The following is an 18,111-nucleotide window of genomic DNA, read 5'->3' on the forward strand; positions in this document are numbered from 1 at the left end:
GTGCCGGCGCCCGACGTGGGTCAGGCGCGGGTGGCCGCCGTGGGGGTGTGGGTCGGCCAACCCACCAGCCGGGGCCGCCGTCGAGCGCTGACGTCCTCGACCCAGCCGACGAGCAGCACGATGACGAATAGCAGTACGAGCGCCACCGCCAGGTATCCGACCTGCCCCAGCCGCCAGGCACCGATCTGGTCGCCAACGACGAAGCAGACCGCGATCGCCGCGTTGTGCCAGAGGTAGATGGTCAGGGCCCGGCTGTTCAGCCAGGTGACCAGCCGGTCCAGCGGCCGGGCCCGGGCCAGCCAGGCCATCGGGGGTCGTGCCCGCAGCAGCAGGAGCACGAAACCCAGCGAGTAGAACGCCTGGGCGGGTGGGATGTCGTTCAGATCGAAGCCGTCCGCGGGGTGCGTCACCGTCCACCCGACCCCGACCCCGACCCCGACCCCGACCCCGACCCCGACCCCGACCCCGACCCCGACCCCGACCCCGATCCCCAGGCACAGCACCGCCGTGAGGAACAGCGCCGGCAGAGGAACGCGGTGCAGCGCACCGTCACGATGGGCGAAGCCGACGAGCCAGCAGGCGCCGAAGGTGGCCAGGTCGGAGACGACCGCGTGGACCTGGTCGGTGAACGGTGGCGCGGTAGTCTGCAGCAGTACGACGGCTGCGAGGGGCAGCAGCACGGTCGGCAGCGGCCACCGGCGATAGAGCCGGAGCAGCGCGGGGGAGAGCAGGACGAGCCAGAGGTACGTGACCAGGTACCAGAGCACTCCGGTGACGTCCTGCGCCCAGGCGCTGCCCGCCGGTTGGGCGACCGGCACCAGCCAGGTCAACAGCCCGGGCCACGCCGGCCGATCCGGCCAGCCCTGCCAGACCATCACCGGCACGAGCACCGCGCCCAGCATCCAAAACGCGGGCAACAGCCGCCGCAGCCGGCCCTGGACCGCCTGAACGGACGTACGGTCCAGGGACCGGGCCATCAGCGAGCCGCCGAGCGCGAACATCACGCCCATGGCGGGAAACGCGATGCTCAACCAGGCGTAGCCCCACACGTGGTAGATGATCACCCGCAGCAGCGCCAGCGCGCGGAGCGTGTCGAACCACCGATCCCGCCCTGTTCCGGCGCCGGCCGGCTCAACGGCGCGGCCGGCCGCACCCGGCCGCACCGCGCTTTCGCCCACCACGCTGGCGTTCATCCCGCTCCCCACTGCGACGTCTGCTCGGCTACCGCCGGCGTCACCGGCCCACGCCGGTCTTCGCCACCGCGGCAGGGTACTCGTCAGCACGGGCGGCATCAGCAGCCGCGCCACGGTGGTCCCGGTGGCGCCGGGGAGGATCAGCCAGGTGACGCGTGCTCGTCGCCGTCGGCATCCACCGCCCAGGCCTGTCGAACTCCGGGGTGGCCGGGCGTACGGGTCACTCCGGCCAGTGTCCGATGTCGACGAGCTGACGGGTCTGCCGGCCCGAGTTCAGACTCTTCGCCCGGTACATCGAGGCGTCCGCCTGGCGTAGCGCCTCGGGCAGTTGGGTCGGGCTGGTGACCGGCGCGAGGCCCACCGAGGCCGTGACCCGCAGGGTGAAACCGCCCATCGAGATGGGCGCGGCGAGCATCTCGTAGAGCCGCCGGCTGGCGTGGTCGATCCAGCGCCGGTCGAGGGTCGGAGTGACCAGCAGTCCGGCGAACTCGTCACCACCGAGCCGGGCCACGAGGTTGTCGCCGGCGAACGCGGCCAGCCGCTCCGCCATGCTGATCAGCACCTGGTCGCCCGCCGCGTGCCCGTACTGGTCGTTGACCTGCTTGAAGTCGTCCAGGTCGAGCACCACGGCCACCACCGACCGTCCGGAGGCGTCGGTGAGCAGCGCCGCAGCCAGTCGATAGAACGCGCGGCGGTTGGGTAGGCCGGTCAGCGGGTCGTGGCTGGCGGCGTGCCGCTCGGCGGCGAGTTCCGCCTGCAGGTGCTCTATCTCGGCCTCGGCCCGTAGCGCTCGGCGGCGCAGTTGCCATGAGGAGATCAGTGCCCCCGCGGCGCAGATGCCGGACGCCACACTCACCGGATCCGGCACCCGAGCCCTCCCGTCACGCCAGCGCCCGGGTTCCGACATGCCCGGGCGGGCCCTCGTTGTCCCTGGTCACGGCCCAGGTTAGGTAACTCAACGTGAACAGATAAGTACCGTTCACGTGGGTTATCATGCTCGCCGTCCGATGCAGATGCAATAGCAGATGCACGTGCAGCAGCGTCCGATGTCGACACTCTCTCCGCGCCGCCACCGCTCCTCCCCACGGCATCGGCCGGCTCCTGAACAGAAAGACCCCTCCTCATGCAGCAGCCGATTAACGGTGTCCCCGCCGACCAGCTCCCACCGCTGGACTGGCAGAAGAGCCGCCGGAGCAACCCCAGCGGCAACTGCGTTGAGCTGGCCGAGCTGCCCGGGGGTGGCGGCGTGGCCGTACGCAACTCGCGCTACCCGGACGGACCCGCGCTCATCTACACCGTCGACGAGATCGCCGCCTTCGTGCTCGGCGCCCGCGACGGCGACTTCGACCACCTGATCGCCTGACCGTCACCGCCGGTACGCGGGTGGTACACCTTCTGCGCGCGTCCGTGGCATGCTTACTGGTCGGTCGGGCCGGGTGCCCCGACCGCGCTGGTACGCGGAGGTCGGCACGTGACGATTGTTCCCGCCGACGGCGGCCCGACGACCGGGCCGACCGTGCTGCGCATGCTGCTCGGCGCCCAGCTGCGCCGCCTGCGTGAGTCCAGCGGGGTCACCCGTGAGGGCGCCGGGTGGGAGATCCGCGCCTCCGAGTCGAAGATCAGCCGGATGGAGCTCGGCCGGGTCGGCTTCAAGGAACGCGACGTCGCCGACCTGCTCACCCTCTACGGCGTCAAGGACGACGAGGAGCGGGAGGTACTTCTCAAACTCGCCCGGGACGCCAACAGCCCCGGCTGGTGGCACCGGTACGGCGACGTGCTGCCGAGCTGGTTCCAGTCCTACCTCGGCCTGGAGGCCGCGGCGGCGCTGATCCGCACGTACGAGGTGCAGTTCGTTCCGGGGTTGTTGCAGACCCCCGCGTACGCCCGGGCGGTGGTGCTGCTCGGGCACGGCACGGCGGCGCCCGACGAGATCGACAGGCGGGTGGGTCTGCGCGTGCGGCGCCAGGAGGTGCTGCGCCGGGCGGACCCACCGCAGCTGTGGGCCGTGCTGGACGAGGCGGCGCTGCGCCGCCCGATCGGCGGCCCGGAAGTGATGCGAGGCCAGTTGAGCGCGCTCATCGAGGCGACCCGGTCGCCGAACATCCGCTTGCAGATCATCCCGTTCACCGCCGGCGGGCACGCCGCCGCCGGAGGAGCGTTCAGCATCCTGCGCTTCGGCGACCAGGACCTGCCCGACATCGTCTACATCGAGCAGTTGACCAGCGCCATCTACCTCGACAAGCGTGACGACCTGGACCATTACGCGCTGGCCATGGAGCGGCTCTGCGTCGAGGCGGAGCCGCCGGAGCGTACCCCGCAGCTGCTCACGCGCCTGCGCGACGACCTCTATCCGGGCTGACCGCCGCGCGGCCACCCCGGATTCGTGTGCCGGGCCGATCTCACACCGGCCATCCGGGTACGAGCGAGCCAGCCGGTGCGGAATCGGGCACGGGAAGTGGTGGCGCACGGTGGCGGCCAGGCAGACTGGACGGCCATGTCGCCGTTCACGTCCGCACTCCGGTTGCACGATCGGTACGTCCTGCGCGAGCGCATCGGCCTCGGCGGGATGTCCGAGGTGTGGCGCGCCGACGACGAGGTGCTCGGCCGGTCCGTCGCGGTCAAGGCCCTCGCCACGGAACTCGCCGCCGACCCGGAGCTGCGGGCCACCATCCGGCGCGAGGCCCGCGCCGCCGCCCGGCTGACCCACCCACACGTCACCCGGGTGTACGACTACGGCGAGGCGACCCTGCCCGGAGGCGAGGTCGTGCCGTACCTCGTCATGGAACTGGTCGACGGCCACAACCTGGCCGACCGGGTCGCCGGCGGCCCGCTCCCGTGGCCCGAGGCGGTCCGGACGGCCGGGCAGGTCGCCTCCGCTCTCGCCGCCGCGCACCGGATGGGAGTGGTGCACCGCGACATCAAGCCGGGCAACGTGATGCTCACCGAGACCGGCGCCAAGGTCCTCGACTTCGGCATCGCCACGCTCGCCGGCCCGCACCACCCGCTCGCCGGGCAGACCGCCGAACTGCTCATGGGCACCCCCGCCTACGTCGCCCCGGAGCGGCTCTCCGCCGGACCACCCGACCCGGCCAGTGACGTGTACGCCCTCGGCGCGCTGCTCTACCGCACCCTCACCGGCCGCCCGCCGCTGCCCGTGCAGACCTGGGAGGACGCGGTCGAGGTGCACCAGCGGCACCGGCCCGTGCCGCCGCTGCAGGTTCCCGGACTGCCGGCCGACATCGCCGACCTGGTCCTCTCCTGCCTCGCCGCGGACCCGGCGTGGCGGCCCAGCGCGGCGCAGCTCGCGAACCGATTCGGCGCCGTCCCCGCCGACCCGCCCACCGCGGTCCTGAACAACTCACCAGCCGACCCGGCCACCGCCGCCCTGCGACCCAGTTCGGCCGGCCGGGCGACTGTCGCGTCCGCGCAGGCCCCCACCCTGATCGACGAACCGCCCAGCGCGCCCCGGCGTGCCGTACCGGCGCCGCGACGGCGATCCCGCAGCCCATTCGCCGCGATCATGGCCGCCGCTCTGGTGCTCGTCTTCGCCCTGGGGGTGATGCTCGCCCTCGACAACGACCGGGGAACACCCTCGGCCGCCGGTACGGCGAGCGCCACGCCCCAGTCACCCTCGGCCTCCGCCGCCCCCGAGCCGCCGCCGGCGCCGTTGACGTCGGCGTCCCCACCCGCACCGACGACCGAGGCGCCCGGGCCGATCGACCTGCGGCAGCTCGCCACCGAGTTCGTGACACTTCTCGTACAGGCGCAGGCGCAGGGCCAGGTCGACCGGCGGACCGCCGACGACCTGCGCGACCAACTGGCCGACCTGGTCCGCGGCAAGCCGAAGGACCGGGCCAAGCACGTGCGAAAACTGCGCGAACGGATCGCCGAAGCGGCGGAGCGGGACGAACTCTCCTCCGGGACGGCGGACCGGCTGGACGACCTGCTGGAACGCGTAGAGGTGCACGTCGGCCGCGGCGACCACTGAGCCTTCCCGACCCGGTCCGGCGTCCCGCGCCGCCGGTCGCCGGGGGATGCGGTTTTCCGCATCCCGGCGCTGTGGCTTCACCGCACGCTTGGAAGGCCATCCTCATGGTCGCCTCCCAGGAACAGTTCGTAGCGTTGACCCATGATTCGAACCGCGCACGCCCTGCTCGCCTCGGGAGGTCTCGCGGCGGACGCCCAACCGCCGCAGGACGGGATCGTCGGCTACGTCACGGACCTGGTGGAACGGCTCGGTGGACCCGGCGCCGGCCTGGCCGTGGCGCTGGAGAACCTCTTCCCGCCGATCCCGAGCGAGGTCATCCTGCCGCTGGCCGGTTTCGTCGCCGGCCAGGGCCGGATGAGCGTGCTCGGGGCGATCTTCTGGACGACGCTCGGCTCACTGCTCGGCGCCCTGGCCCTCTACGGGATCGGAGCCGCGCTCGGCCGGGACCGGATCCGGGCGGTCGCGGCGAAGCTGCCACTGGTCAAGCTCAGCGACGTGGACCGGACCGAGGCCTGGTTCATCCGGCACGGTGTCAAGGCGGTCTTCTTCGGGCGGATGATTCCGATCTTCCGGAGCCTGATCTCCATCCCGGCCGGCGTCGAGCGGATGCCGATCGCCATCTTCGCCCTCTACACGACGCTGGGCAGCCTGATCTGGAACAGCACGTTCGTGTTCGCCGGCTACCTGCTCGGCGACAACTGGCACCTGGTCGAGGGGTACGTCGGCGTACTCCAGAACGTCGTGATCGTGGTGTGCGCGGCGGCGGTCGCCTGGTTCGTGGTGACCCGGGTGCGTCGCGCCCGCCGCGCCGGCCGGGAGCCGGAACCGGCGACGGCCCGCAACCCGGGGACGGGCGTGCCCGACCCGAGCGGCCGCGGCACCCTCTACCGCAGTGGCGGTTGGGACGACGGCGGGCACGGTGGGGCACGTTGACCCACCCTGTCCGGGTCGGGGCCGGCGTCGCCGCCGGCGCGCTGACCGCCGCCGGGGATCTGGCCTTCCTCCTGGCTGCCGCCGTGGCCGCCGCCGGGTCCGTGCTCGTGCCGCCGGCCCGCCGCCGGGCCGGCACGCTGATCCCGCGGTACGCCACGACGCTGGTACGGCTCGAACGCCGCCGGCTCGCCGAGCTGCTCGGCGCGACCGAGTTGCCTCCGATCCGTACGGCCGGCTGGCGGGACGTCACCTATCTCGCGGCCCGGCTGCTCCCGGGTGCGCTGGGCGCGCTGGCGTACCTGCTGCTGGCGATCGGTGCGGTGCTCGCCTGGATCCTGCTGTCCGCCACCGTGCGCGGTGACCTGTCCGTGTCGGAGTTCCTGCTGCAGGTCGTCATCGGCATGGTGTTGCTGATGTTGAACGTGCAGGCCATCGGCAGCGTGGGCGCGCTGGACGTCCGGATCGCCCGGTGGCTGCTCGACCGCGGCGCCCGAGCGGCGCTGGAGGACCGGGTTCGCGAGTTGGCCAGCACACGGGCGGGTGTTATCGCCGCCGTGGACGCCGAACGCCAGCGCATCGAGCGGGATCTGCACGACGGACTGCAACAGCGGCTGGTCGCGCTCGGCATGCTGCTCGGCCGGGCGCGGCGCAGCCAGGACACCGAGCGGACGTACGCCCTGGTCAAGCAGGCCCACGAGGACGTGCAGCGGGCGCTTGAGGAGTTGCGCGAGGTGGCCTGGCGGGTCTATCCCTCCGCCCTTGAGGAGAGCGACCTCGGGCAGGTGCTCGGCATGGTCGCCCAACGCTCCACCGTGCCGGTACGGATCCGGTGCGACCTGCCCGTACGACCCGATCGGCAGATCGAGACGGTGCTCTACTTCGTGGCCTGCGAGGCGCTCACCAACGCCGCGAAACACGCCGCGGCTAACCTGGTCACGATCGACATCGAGCCGCGGGAGGGGGCGATCCGGATGCGCGTGCGGGACGACGGCACGGGCGGTGCGGATTCCTCCGGCCGCGGCCTGTCCGGGCTGGCCCGCCGGGTCGCCGCGCTGGACGGGCGACTGCGCGTGGACAGCCCGGCCGGCGGGCCGACGACCGTACTGGCGGAACTGCCGTGCGCGTGACGCTCGCCGAGGACTCCACGCTGCTGCGCGAGGGGCTGGCACGGCTGCTCGTCGAGGAGGGCCACCTTGTGGTCGCCTCCGTCGGCAGCGCCGATGAGCTGCTCGAAGCGGTCGATCGCGAACGCCCCGACGTGGTCGTCACCGATGTCCGGATGCCACCCAACCACACCGACGACGGTCTGCGAGCCGCATTGGAGATCCGCCACCGCTGGCCCGACACCGCCGTGCTCGTACTGTCCCAGTACGTCGAGAAGCGGTATGCCAGCCGACTGCTCGCCGACCGCCCAGAGGGCGTCGGGTACCTGCTCAAGGACCGGGTCGCCCAGGTCGACGACTTCCTCGACGCCCTGGACCGGGTGTGCGCGGGGGCGACCGCCCTGGACCCGGAGGTGGTACGCCAGGTCGTGTCCGGCTCGGACCGCACCGATCCGCTCGGCCGGCTGACCGCGCGCGAACGGGACGTCCTGCACCACATGGCCCAAGGCCACACGAACGCCGCGATCGCCGAGCGGCTGCACGTATCGCTCAGCGCTGTAGAGAAGCACGTGAACGCGATCTTCGAAAAGCTCGACCTGTCCGACGTCACCGGCTACAGCCGCAGAGTGCTGGCGATCCTCCGCTATCTATCCGCCTGACCCGTCTGATCGACTCGGGTTCCTTGACGTCGGGGTGTCTGGGACGCGTGGCTGCCCCGACTTCATGGAAGTCGAGTTGACCATGCGCCGGGCGTAGGGGAGGGGCGGCGCAGACGACGAATCTTGGACGGTTACCGCTCGTGGCGACCGTGAAGGGTCCAAGGTTCGCGCGTACCGCCGGCCACGAAATGGTTCCGGGAGGTGGGAAGAAGCGCGGGCGCGGGTACGTTGTGCAGGGTGTCGGTGTGACCAGTGTCCCCGGGCCTCACCTAATAAATGCCTTCGCGGAATACCGTTCGGCTGGAGCCGCGTTGCGCCACTCGCCGCGAGGCGACCTGCACACCGGCACTCCAAGCGCCGCCCTCGACCGTCTGGTCGGGGGCGGCGCTGTCGTTACCGGCTCTTGTCCGGTACGACAGAATGGCGAGATGAGCGTCGAGTCGTCCTGGGCGGAGCTGCCCGGCGTCGTCGTACTGCCGAGCGGTGCGGTCGTACGCGGGCGGCGAATCACCGATGCGGTGTCCCCCGCGGACTTCGCGTTGCTGCTGGCTCCTGGTCCGACACCGGCGTGGCCGCACCGGCGGATCCGGTGGCCGGACTTCTGGATTCCGGTGGACCGCGCCGACGCGCTGGACGCCCTGGGTGAGGCATTGCGTCGCGCGCATGGCGGCGAGCGTGTGGAGGTTGCCTGCCGTGGCGGCCAGGGCCGTACCGGCACTGCCCTGGCCGCGCTCGCGGTGCTCGACGGTATGCCCGCCGGGCAGGTGGTCGACTGGGTACGCGCCAACTACCGGCCCCGGGCGGTGGAGACGCCCTGGCAGCGGCGGTGGCTGCGCCACCTCGTGTGACAGCGACGTACCGCCGTCCATCTTCGATTACCCGGGAGGACGGGGGTGACCGTCCAGCCATGGTTTGCCCGTTTTGGGGATTAGGGTGCTGGCATGAGAGATCGGCTGCTGGCCACCACGGCGACCGCCGCCCTGCTCACCGTCGGCGTCGCTGTCCCTGCTCCGGCGGCACCGTCCGCCACCGCCCGCTCCGGGCGTGCCGGCCAGGCGGGCGCGGCGCCGGCCGTACCGTGCCCCCGGGCGGCGGCACCGGCGGCCTCCCGGCCCGCGCGTCCCTCCCCGCCGCCGGGTGCCGCGCGGGACCGCGCCGTCGGAGGTACGGCGCTGGCCACCGCGGGGCTGGTCGTACCGCCCGAGGCTTCCGCACCGCCCAGGATCACCGCCACCTCGTGGCTCGTCGCCGACCTGGACACCGGTCAGGTGCTGGGTGGCTGCGGCCCGCACGAGTACGGCACCCCGGCGAGCGTGCAGAAACTCCTCCTCGCCGCGACGATGCTGCCCCGGCTCGACCCGAAGCAGGTCGTCACCGTCACCGACGAGGACATGGACATCGAGCCCGGCTCCTCCGCGGTCGGCCTCGTCGAGGGCGGCCGGTACACCGTCGAGACGGTCTGGCTCGGGCTGCTGCTGAACTCCGGCAACGAGGCGGCCAACGTGCTGGCGCGGCTCGGCGGCGGCGCCGACGGCGCGGCCGGTGGGGTACGCGAGATGAACGCGTACGCGCATCGCCTCGGCGCGCTCCAGACCCACGCGGTCACCCCCTCCGGACTGGATGGGCGAGGGCAGTTCACCAGCGCCTACGACCTGGCGCTGATCGCCCGGGCCTGCTTCGCCGACCCGACCTTCCGGCGGTACGCGCTGACCAAGGTGGCCCGGATCCCCGCCCAACCGGCGCAGCGGACGAAGGGCTTCCAGATCCAGAACGAGAATCAGCTCATCTTCGACTACCCCGGGGCGTTGGGCGGCAAGACCGGCTACACCGACCTGGCCCGGCACACGTACGTGGGCGCGGCCGAACGCGACGGCCGTCGCCTGGTCGCCACACTGCTGGGCGCCGAGTCCCAGCCGAGCCGCGGTTGGGAGCAGGGCGCGGCGCTGCTGGACTGGGGCTTCTCGCTGCCCCGGACGGCCACGGTGGGCAGGCTGGTCGAGCCGGGGGAGCTTTGGGCGACGCCCACGCCGGACCCGACCCCGCCCGCGGCCGCCGCGGAGGCGCGGCCGGCCGCCGCGAGCGGACCGGTCGGCAGTGGGATGTCGAAGTCGTGGTCGGTGGGTTTGCTCGTCGCCGCGGCGACCGTCATTCTGCTGACCGGCCTGTCGTGGCGCCGCCGCGCGGCACGCCGGAACGCCTCCTGAGCGGGGCTGCACGCGCAATGCCCCACCTGAGCGAAGCTGCGCGGCGGGCTCGACCGGCGCGGCACGCGGCTTCTGCGCGGACCGGATGACTCGCCGGGGCGCGGCCCGGATCGACAACCGCCGACGGATATCCATAGACTCCGGTCGCTCCGGCACCACGAGTCCAGGAGGATGCCCGTGTCGCGTGAACCTCGACTGCTGCCCGCCCCGGCCCCGCGTCGGCTCCGGCGTACGCTGCCCCGTCTCGCCGGTGCGGCCCTGCTCGCCGGCGCGATGGTCGCCGCCGGCGCCACCGCCGCGGTCGCCGCGCCCGCCACGGCAACCGGCGCCACCGCCGCGGTCGCCGCGCCCGGCGGTCCGCGTACGACAGCGACCGGCGCCGCTGTCGTGCCGGCCGCGCCCGGCGGTCCCCGTACGACACCGGGGCCGTGCGGCTACACGGCGACGCCGGACGACCCGGCCGTCCGGCCGGTCCCGCTGCCGCCCGACCCGCGCCGTACGCCGGACAAGGGCCAGGTGCGGGTCACGCTCCGCACCGACCACGGGCCGATCGGGCTGACCCTGGACCGGGCGGCGGCGCCCTGCACGGTGCAGAGCTTCCTGCACCTCACCCGGCACCGCTTCTACGACCGGACACCGTGCCACCGGCTGACCACGTACCCGACACTGAGCGTCCTGCAGTGCGGCGATCCCTCCGGTACCGGTTCGGGCGGGCCGGGTTACCGCTACCGCGACGAGCTGCCGACCGATCTGCCTCCCGCGCCGACCGATCCGACGGGTGAGCGGCGGGTCTACGCCCGGGGCACGCTCGCCATGGCCAACGCCGGTCCGGACACCAACGGCAGCCAGTTCTTCCTGGTGTACGCCGACTCGGCGCTGCGGCCCAGCTACACGGTCTTCGGCTCGGTGGACGCGGCCGGGCTCGCCACGCTGGATCGCATCGCGGCCGGGGGAGTGGCTCCGACCGAGGCGGATCCCGCACCGGTCGACGGCGCGCCGGCACTGCCGGTGGAGATCCGCGAGGCCGTACGGCATCACCACTGACACCGTGTCGAGGTGGGGGTCCCGGTCACGGCAGTGTCGGGATCCCCATCGGGGTATCGCCCGGCACGACGCCCGCCCGGGTGGGGATCATCCTGTCGGCGGTGAGGGAATGAGGGCGTCGCGAGAGCGGCTCATGCGTCAGTGCCGCGCTCGGTCCCGTCCTGCAGCGGCTCGGGTGGCAGGGGCCGGGCCGGTCGTGGGATCGAGGGCGCTGGAGCGCAGGAGGCGCGGACGACCAGCTCGGTCGGCAGCCGGACGTGCGAGTCTCGTTCGATGCCACCGATCAGGTCGATGAGCAGCCGCAGCGCCTCGGCGCCCATCCGTTGCAGGGGCTGCGCGATGGTGGTCAGCGGCGGGTTGACCAGCGCCGATTCCGGGATGTTGTCGAAGCCCATGACGGACAGGTCGTCGGGGACGGAGAGGCCCGCGCCGCGCGCTACGTCCACTGTGGAGATGGCGGAGAGGTCGTTTCCCGCGAAGACGGCGGTCGGCCGGTCCGGGAGCGCGAGCAGTTCCCCGGCCGTGGCGGCAGCGCTCTCGATCCGGAAGCCGCCGACGCGCACGAGTTTCTCGTCCACCGGCACGCCGGCGTCGGCCATGGCCCGGCGGAAGCCCGCCTCGCGCAGGCGGGCCGATTCCAGGTCGGGGCGTCCGCTGATGTGCGCGATGCGGCGGTGACCGAGCGACAGCAGGTAGTTGGTCGCGAGTACGGCCCCGGCGAAGTTGTCGGAGTCGACGGTGGGCAGGCCGGAGGGGCCGGTGTGCGGGTCGACGGCCACCACGTGGAAGCCCTGCTTGGTCTCGACCACGGTCGGTGTGACGATCACGGCCCCGTCGATGAGCGTCCCGGACAGGCGGGCCAGGGAGCGTCGTTCCCAGCCGATGGCGGTGCCGTCGCCGTCGCCGCCGGAGTAGGCCAGCAGCTGGTAGCCGGTGCCGGTGACCTCCTTGGAGGCGCCCTTGAGCAGCTCGGTCGAGAACGGTTCGAACTCGGCGACCAGGATGCCCAGGACGTTCGTACGGTGACTGCGCAGGCTCTGCGCCCCCAGGCTGGCCTCGTAGCCGAGCTGGTGGATGACCTGCCGTACGCGTTCCACGGTCGCCTGTGCCACGCCGTAGCGATTGTTGACGACCTTCGACACGGTAGCCACCGAGACGCCGGCCGTACGGGCCACGTCCGACATTTTGACACGCTCCGGGAAGGTCACGCCGACGATGATAGAGGGCCGCCCGAAGTTCCTCGTCAGGGTTTCGAAACCGTTATCGACAACGGTTGACACTCGGTTACGGGGCTGTAAAACTCGCCGCACTGATTCCCGCCACTGCTAGTCGAGGAGACGTGTCGATGGCGATGAAGCACCGCGCGGCCGCCGGCCTGGCGCTATTCCTTAGCACCGCACTGCTCGTCGCCGGGTGTAACGGCGGCGACAGCGAAGCCCCCGCCGAAAGCGAGCTCTACAAGAACCCGGTGACTCTGACCTGGTGGCACAACGCCTCGCAGGACGGGCCGCTGAAGACCTACTGGGAGAAGGTCGCCAAGGACTTCAACGCGCTCCACCCGACCGTCACGATCCAGATCGAGTCGATCGAGACCAACCAGCTCCAGCGCACCCGGCTGCCTGCCGCACTGCTGAGCAACGACCCGCCGGACATCTTCCAGGCCTGGGGTGGCGGTGAGATGCGGGAGCAGGTGGAGGCCGACTACCTGAAGGACATCACCGAGCAGGTCAAGACGGAGGCCGCCGACATCGGTAGCGTCGCCGAGATCTGGCAGGTCGACGGCAAGCAGTACGGGCTGCCGTACCGGATGGGCGTCGAGGGTGTCTGGTACAACAAGGACATGTTCGCGAAGGCGGGCATCGCGGCGCCGCCGGCCACCTTCGACGAACTCAACGACGCGGTCACCAAGCTGAAGGCCATCAACGTCATCCCGATCGCGCTGGGCGCCGGTGACAAGTGGCCCGCCGCGCACTGGTGGTACAACTTCGCGTTGCGCGCCTGCTCGGTCGACACGCTCAAGAAGGCGTCCACCGAACGCGTCTTCGACGACCCCTGCTTCGTCAAGGCGGGCCAGGATCTCCAGACCTTCATCGCCACCAACCCGTTCCAGCCGAACTTCATCGCCACCCCGGGGCAGAACGACCCGACCAGCGCCAACGGCCTGCTGGCCAACGGTAAGGCCGCGATGGAACTCATGGGCGAATGGAACCGGGGGACCCTGGACACCGTCGCCGAGGACCGGGAGGCGCTCGGCAAGTTCATCGGCTGGTTCCCCGTACCGGCGATCTCCGGTTCCGCCGGCGACCCGAAGGCGGCTCTCGGCGGCGGCGACGGATTCGCCTGCGCCAAGAACGCCCCGGCCGAGTGCGTCGAGTTCCTCAAGTATATCGTGAGCCCCGAGGTGCAGACGGGGTACGCCGAGACCGGTACCGGTCTGCCCGCCCGCAAGGCCGCCGGAGACACCGTCAAGGATCCCGCCTTGAAGTCCGTCCTGGAGGCCACCTCTGGCGCCTCCTACGTGCAGCTCTGGCTGGACACGGCGTTCGGCAGCACCGTCGGCACCGCGATGAACAACGCCGTGGTCGCGATCTTCGCCGGCAAGGGAACGCCTGAGCAGGTCGTCGACGCGATGAAGGCGGCCGCGAAGAAGTGACCTCCACCAACCCGACCCTGAGCCCCGCCGGCGGTGCGGACGCGCCGTCGGCGGGGCTACGGCCCTCCAGGCGCTCATCCGTCCGCGCCGCGCAGACCCGGCGCAAGTGGTACGAGATCATCGGGCTCACCCTGCCCGCGGTCATCGTCTACGTGATGTTCGTGCTGGTCCCGATGGGATTCGCGGTCTACTACAGCCTGTTCCGCTGGCGTGGGATCGGACCGCCGACCGACTACGTCGGATTCGACAACTACGTGCTCGCCTTCCAGGACCCGATCTTCCTCGACGCGCTGCGCAACAACGCCATCATCGTGGTCGGCTCGCTGGTCGTCCAAGGTCCCATCGCGCTGGCCGTGGCCCTGCTGCTGAACCGACGTTTCCGTGGCCGCGCCGTGTTCCGCCTGATCGTCTTCGTGCCCTACGTGCTCGCCGAAGTCACCGCCGGCATCATGTGGAAGCTGCTGCTGACCGACAACGGGACGGTCGACGCGCTGATGCGGTCGCTGGGGCTGGGCAGCCTGGTACGGGCCTGGCTCGCCGACCTCGACATCGTCATCTGGACGATGCTGTTCGTGCTCACCTGGAAGTACGTCGGCTTCGCCATCATCCTGCTGCTCGCCGGTCTGTCGAACGTACCGCCGGAGCTGACGGAGGCCGCCGCGATCGACGGCGCGAGCTGGTGGCAGACCCAGCGCCACGTCATGCTCCCGCTGCTGGGGCCGACGTTCCGGATCTGGATGTTCCTCTCGATGATCGGTTCCCTGCAGGCCTTCGAGGTCATCTGGGTGACCTCGGTACCCGCAGTGCGGTCGCTCGGCGCCTCGGCCACCATGGCCACGTACATGGTGGACAACGGCTTCTTCGCCCGGTTGTGGGGCTACGGCAACGCGGTCGCCGTGATCCTGTTCGTCATCTCGTTCGTCGTGGCGCTGCTGTTCCAGCGTTTCCTGCTCCGCCGTGACATCGAGGGCGCCGTCACCGGAAGGGTGAACTGACAGTGGCCGTCCATCCCGCCCCGTCCCCGTCCGTGACCCGACGCCCGGTGGCGTGGGGCACCCCGCTCACGTACGCGCTGGCCCTCGCGGTCGCGGCCGTGTCGATCGCCCCGGTGGTCTACGTGATCATCGGCGGTTTCCGCACCACCCCACAGATCATCGCCGACCCGGCCGGCCTGCCCGACCCGTGGGTCTGGGACAACTACGCCCGGGTGCTGACGCAGAGCGACTTCTGGAAACAGGCGTTCAACAGCGCGGTGATCGCCGTGGGTACCACGGTCGGCGTCGTGGTGCTCGGCGTCTGCGCGGCGTTCGTGCTCGCCCGTTACACCTTCCGCGGGCGTGAGGGCCTCTACACCTTCTTCACCCTCGGCCTGCTCTTTCCCTCCGGCGCGGCGATCCTGCCGCTGTACCTGATGCTGCGCGACCTGACCCTCATCAACTCCTACTACGCGGTGATCCTTCCGCAGATCGCCTTCGCGCTGCCCCTCACGATCGTCATCCTGCGCCCCTTCCTCACCGCCGTCCCCCGCGAACTGGAGGACGCCGCCGCCATCGACGGCGCCGGCCGGCTCGGCTTCCTGTGGCGCATCATGCTGCCGCTGTCGCGGCCGGCGCTCGTCACCGTCGGGGTCCTCGCGTTCGTGGCCAGCTGGAACGCGTTCCTCCTGCCACTGCTCGTCCTCGGCGATGCCGACCTGCACACCCTGCCGCTGGGCGTGCAGAACTTCTCGAGCCAGTACACCTCCGACACAGCCGGAATCCTCGCCTTCACATCGCTGGCGATGTTGCCGGCACTTCTCTTCTTCACCTTCGCCGAGAAGCAGATCGTCGGCGGCCTGCAAGGTGCGGTCAAGGGCTGAGCAGCAGCCCGGCGAACCGCGGAAGAGAAGACACAGCATGACCGTCTACCTGTACGCCCACCGAGCGCTGCCCGGGCCGATGGGCGTCGGAGGAAAGTGACCGACAAGTGACCGTGGACATCGAACCAAGCATCGCCATCTGGAACGACCCCTCGTACGACCTGGCCACCCGCGTCGACGCGCTGGTCGCCGCGATGACCCTGCCGGAGAAGATCGCTCAGCTGTACGGCGTCTGGGTCGGCGCCTCGGCCGACGGCGGCGAGGTAGCGCCGTACCAGCACGAGATGGAGGAAGTGGTCGACCTCGACGCGCTGCTGCCCACCGGTCTCGGTCAGCTGACCCGACCGTTCGGCACCGCGCCGGTGGACCCGGCGCTCGGCGCGCTCTCGCTGCTGCGGACCCAGCAGCGCATCGTCGAGGCGAACCGGTTCGGCATTCCGGCCCTGGCGCACGAGGAGTGTCTGGCCGGCTTCGCCACCTGGGGCGCCACCGCCTACCCGGTGCCGCTGTCCTGGGGAGCCACCTTCGACCCGGAACTGATCCGGCGGATGGCCGCGGCCATCGGCGCCGACCTGCGCCGCGTCGGCGTGCACCAGGGGCTCGCGCCGGTGCTCGACGTGGTCCGCGACGCCCGGTGGGGTCGGGTCGAGGAGACCGTCGGCGAAGACCCGTACCTGGTCGGCACGGTCGCCACCGCGTACGTCCAGGGGCTGGAGTCCGCGGGGGTGGTCGCCACCCTCAAGCACTTCGCGGGCTACTCCGCCTCCCGGGCCGCACGCAACCACGCGCCGGTCGGCATGGGTCCGCGTGAACGCGCCGACGTGATGCTGCTGCCGTTCGAGATGGCGGTACGGGAGAGCGACGTCCGCTCGGTGATGCACGCCTACACCGACACCGACGGGATACCGTCGGCCGCCGACGAGCAGCTGCTCACCGGCCTGCTCCGGGATACCTGGGGCTTCACCGGCACGGTGGTCGCCGACTACTTCGGCATCGCGTTCCTGCACGCCCTGCACGGGGTTGCCGGCAGCTGGGGCGAGGCCGCCGGTGCGGCACTCGCCGCCGGAGTGGACGTCGAGCTGCCCACGGTGAAGACGTTCGGTGAGCCGTTGCGCGCGGCGCTCGCCGCCGGCGACGTGCCGGAGGCGCTGATCGACCGGGCGGTGCGTCGGGTGCTGTTGCAGAAGGGTCAACTCGGGCTCCTGGACGCCGGGTGGTCTCCGGTGCCCCCGGCACTCGACGGCGTCGACCTCAGCGACCCGGAGACGCTACGTGGCCGCGTCGACCTGGACTCACCGGTCAACCGGGCGCTGGCCCGGCAGGTGGCCGAGGAAGCCGTGGTGCTGCTGCGCAACGAGGACATCCTGCCGTTGGCCGCGCCCGCGCGGATCGCGGTGATCGGGCCGCAGGCGGAGAACTCCACGGCGGTGCTCGGCTGCTACTCCTTCCCGCTGCACGTCGGTCCCCGCCACCCGCAGGTGCCGGTCGGGATCGAGCTGCCGACCCTGGCGCAGGCGCTGCGCGCCGAGTTCCCGTCCAGCACGGTGGTGGTCGAGACCGGCGTGAGCATCGACGGCCCCGAGACGGACGGGATCGCGGCGGCCGTCCGGGCCGCCCGTGGCGCCGACCTGGTGATCGCTGCCCTCGGCGACCGGGCCGGGCTGTTCGGCCGTGGCACCAGCGGCGAGGGCTGCGACGCCGAGTCGCTGGCCCTGCCCGGCGTACAGGGGCAACTGCTCGACGCGCTGCTCGATACCGGGACGCCGGTGGTCGTCACGATGATCGCCGGCCGGCCGTACGCGCTGGGGCGCGCGGTCGACGAGGCCGCCGCCATCGTGCAGTCCTTCTTCCCCGGTGAGGAGGGGACCCCGGCGATCGCCGGGGTGCTCAGCGGCCGGGTCGAACCGCGGGGGCGGCTGCCGATCAGTGTGCCCCGCCGCCCGTACGCGCAGCCCGGCCCGTACCTCACCGCCCGGCTCGGGCAGGTCAGCGACGTCTCCAACCTCGACCCGAGCCCGGCGTACGGGTTCGGGCACGGACTCAGCTACACCCGGTTCGACTGGTCGAAGCTGGTGGTCGAGAGGAAGGTGGCCCAGACCGACGGCGAGCTGGCGCTGAGCTTCACGCTGCGCAACGCCGGCGACCGGTGGGGCAGCGAGGTGGTTCAGGTGTACGCGCACGACCCGGTCGCGTCGGTGGTGCAGCCGGTGCAGCGGCTGATCGGCTACCAGCGGGTGTCCCTCGAACCGGGCGCCTCCTGCCGGATCGCGGTGACCGTGCCGGCCGACCTGTTCTCGTTCACCGGACGGGACGGGCGGCGGGTGGTCGAGCCGGGCGGCCTGGAGCTGCGACTGGCGGCGTCGAGCACCGACGCGCGGCTGGTGGCGCCGGTGGAGCTGCGCGGGCCGGTCCGGTACGTCGACCACACCAGGCGGATGCATCCGCGCTTCACGGTCACGCCGGTCGAAGGCTGACC

Annotated in this window: 16 protein-coding genes; 13 read left to right on the forward strand and 3 right to left on the reverse strand. The window is 71.7% G+C overall.

What is annotated here, in order from left to right; all coding sequences use genetic code 11:
- Positions 1-20: 20 nt before the first annotated feature.
- Together ABZS42_RS24690 and ABZS42_RS24695 are read right to left on the reverse strand one after the other, a co-directional pair.
- A complete protein-coding gene (locus ABZS42_RS24690; RefSeq protein WP_355149040.1) occupies positions 21-1,193 on the reverse strand; it encodes an acyltransferase in 1,173 nt (390 codons plus the stop codon).
- Between the two features lie 220 nt (positions 1,194-1,413).
- On the reverse strand, positions 1,414-2,061 hold the full coding sequence (locus ABZS42_RS24695) for a GGDEF domain-containing protein (protein WP_355149042.1): 648 nt from the start codon (positions 2,059-2,061) through the stop codon (positions 1,414-1,416).
- 255 nt (positions 2,062-2,316) lie between these two features.
- Here ABZS42_RS24695 and ABZS42_RS24700 point away from each other — a divergent pair, with 255 nt between their 5' ends.
- From ABZS42_RS24700 to ABZS42_RS24740, 9 genes are all read left to right on the forward strand, one after another.
- Complete coding sequence (locus ABZS42_RS24700) at positions 2,317-2,556, forward strand: DUF397 domain-containing protein (protein WP_355149044.1); 240 nt, start codon at positions 2,317-2,319, stop codon at positions 2,554-2,556.
- Between the two features lie 108 nt (positions 2,557-2,664).
- Positions 2,665-3,552: a helix-turn-helix transcriptional regulator gene (locus ABZS42_RS24705; protein ID WP_355149046.1), complete on the forward strand. Its 888-nt coding sequence runs from the start codon at positions 2,665-2,667 to the stop codon at positions 3,550-3,552.
- A gap of 135 nt (positions 3,553-3,687) precedes the next feature.
- The gene (locus ABZS42_RS24710) at positions 3,688-5,181 is read left to right on the forward strand and encodes a serine/threonine-protein kinase (RefSeq protein WP_355149048.1); all 1,494 of its coding nucleotides are present in this window, start codon (positions 3,688-3,690) and stop codon (positions 5,179-5,181) included.
- Positions 5,182-5,322: 141 nt separating this feature from the next.
- Positions 5,323-6,114 (forward strand): DedA family protein, encoded by a 792-nt coding sequence (locus ABZS42_RS24715; protein ID WP_355149050.1) that lies wholly within the window; start codon positions 5,323-5,325, stop codon positions 6,112-6,114.
- Positions 6,111-7,241 carry a histidine kinase gene (locus tag ABZS42_RS24720; protein ID WP_355149052.1) on the forward strand — a complete coding sequence of 377 codons (1,131 nt, stop codon included), beginning with the start codon at positions 6,111-6,113 and terminating at the stop codon, positions 7,239-7,241. The genes ABZS42_RS24715 and ABZS42_RS24720 overlap by 4 nt, the downstream gene beginning before the upstream one ends.
- A complete protein-coding gene (locus ABZS42_RS24725) occupies positions 7,232-7,876 on the forward strand; it encodes a response regulator transcription factor (RefSeq protein WP_355149054.1) in 645 nt (214 codons plus the stop codon). Before ABZS42_RS24720 ends, ABZS42_RS24725 begins: the two co-directional genes overlap by 10 nt.
- A gap of 428 nt (positions 7,877-8,304) precedes the next feature.
- Entirely contained in the window at positions 8,305-8,724 is a 420-nt protein-coding gene (locus ABZS42_RS24730; RefSeq protein WP_355149056.1) for a protein-tyrosine phosphatase family protein, read from the forward strand.
- A 93-nt stretch (positions 8,725-8,817) separates the two neighbouring features.
- Positions 8,818-10,080, forward strand: coding sequence for a serine hydrolase (locus ABZS42_RS24735; protein ID WP_355149058.1), 1,263 nt, complete (start codon positions 8,818-8,820; stop codon positions 10,078-10,080).
- A gap of 273 nt (positions 10,081-10,353) precedes the next feature.
- The gene (locus ABZS42_RS24740) at positions 10,354-11,124 is read left to right on the forward strand and encodes a peptidylprolyl isomerase (protein ID WP_355149094.1); all 771 of its coding nucleotides are present in this window, start codon (positions 10,354-10,356) and stop codon (positions 11,122-11,124) included.
- 131 nt (positions 11,125-11,255) lie between these two features.
- On the opposite strand, the gene ABZS42_RS24745 is transcribed toward ABZS42_RS24740, so the two are convergent.
- On the reverse strand, positions 11,256-12,332 hold the full coding sequence (locus ABZS42_RS24745; RefSeq protein WP_355149060.1) for a LacI family DNA-binding transcriptional regulator: 1,077 nt from the start codon (positions 12,330-12,332) through the stop codon (positions 11,256-11,258).
- A gap of 137 nt (positions 12,333-12,469) precedes the next feature.
- On the opposite strand from ABZS42_RS24745, the gene ABZS42_RS24750 reads away from it, so the two are divergent.
- The 4 genes from ABZS42_RS24750 (at position 12,470) to ABZS42_RS24765 (ending at position 18,109) form a co-directional block, all read left to right on the forward strand.
- On the forward strand, positions 12,470-13,777 hold the full coding sequence (locus tag ABZS42_RS24750) for an extracellular solute-binding protein (RefSeq protein WP_355149062.1): 1,308 nt from the start codon (positions 12,470-12,472) through the stop codon (positions 13,775-13,777).
- Positions 13,774-14,772: a sugar ABC transporter permease gene (locus tag ABZS42_RS24755; RefSeq protein WP_355149064.1), complete on the forward strand. Its 999-nt coding sequence runs from the start codon at positions 13,774-13,776 to the stop codon at positions 14,770-14,772. The genes ABZS42_RS24750 and ABZS42_RS24755 overlap by 4 nt, the downstream gene beginning before the upstream one ends.
- Positions 14,769-15,635: a carbohydrate ABC transporter permease gene (locus ABZS42_RS24760; protein ID WP_355149096.1), complete on the forward strand. Its 867-nt coding sequence runs from the start codon at positions 14,769-14,771 to the stop codon at positions 15,633-15,635. Before ABZS42_RS24755 ends, ABZS42_RS24760 begins: the two co-directional genes overlap by 4 nt.
- 107 nt (positions 15,636-15,742) lie before the next feature.
- The gene (locus ABZS42_RS24765) at positions 15,743-18,109 is read left to right on the forward strand and encodes a glycoside hydrolase family 3 N-terminal domain-containing protein (protein WP_355149066.1); all 2,367 of its coding nucleotides are present in this window, start codon (positions 15,743-15,745) and stop codon (positions 18,107-18,109) included.
- Positions 18,110-18,111 lie beyond the last annotated feature (2 nt).

This window comes from Micromonospora sp. NPDC005367, from assembly GCF_040606825.1.
Taxonomy (GTDB): domain Bacteria; phylum Actinomycetota; class Actinomycetes; order Mycobacteriales; family Micromonosporaceae; genus Micromonospora.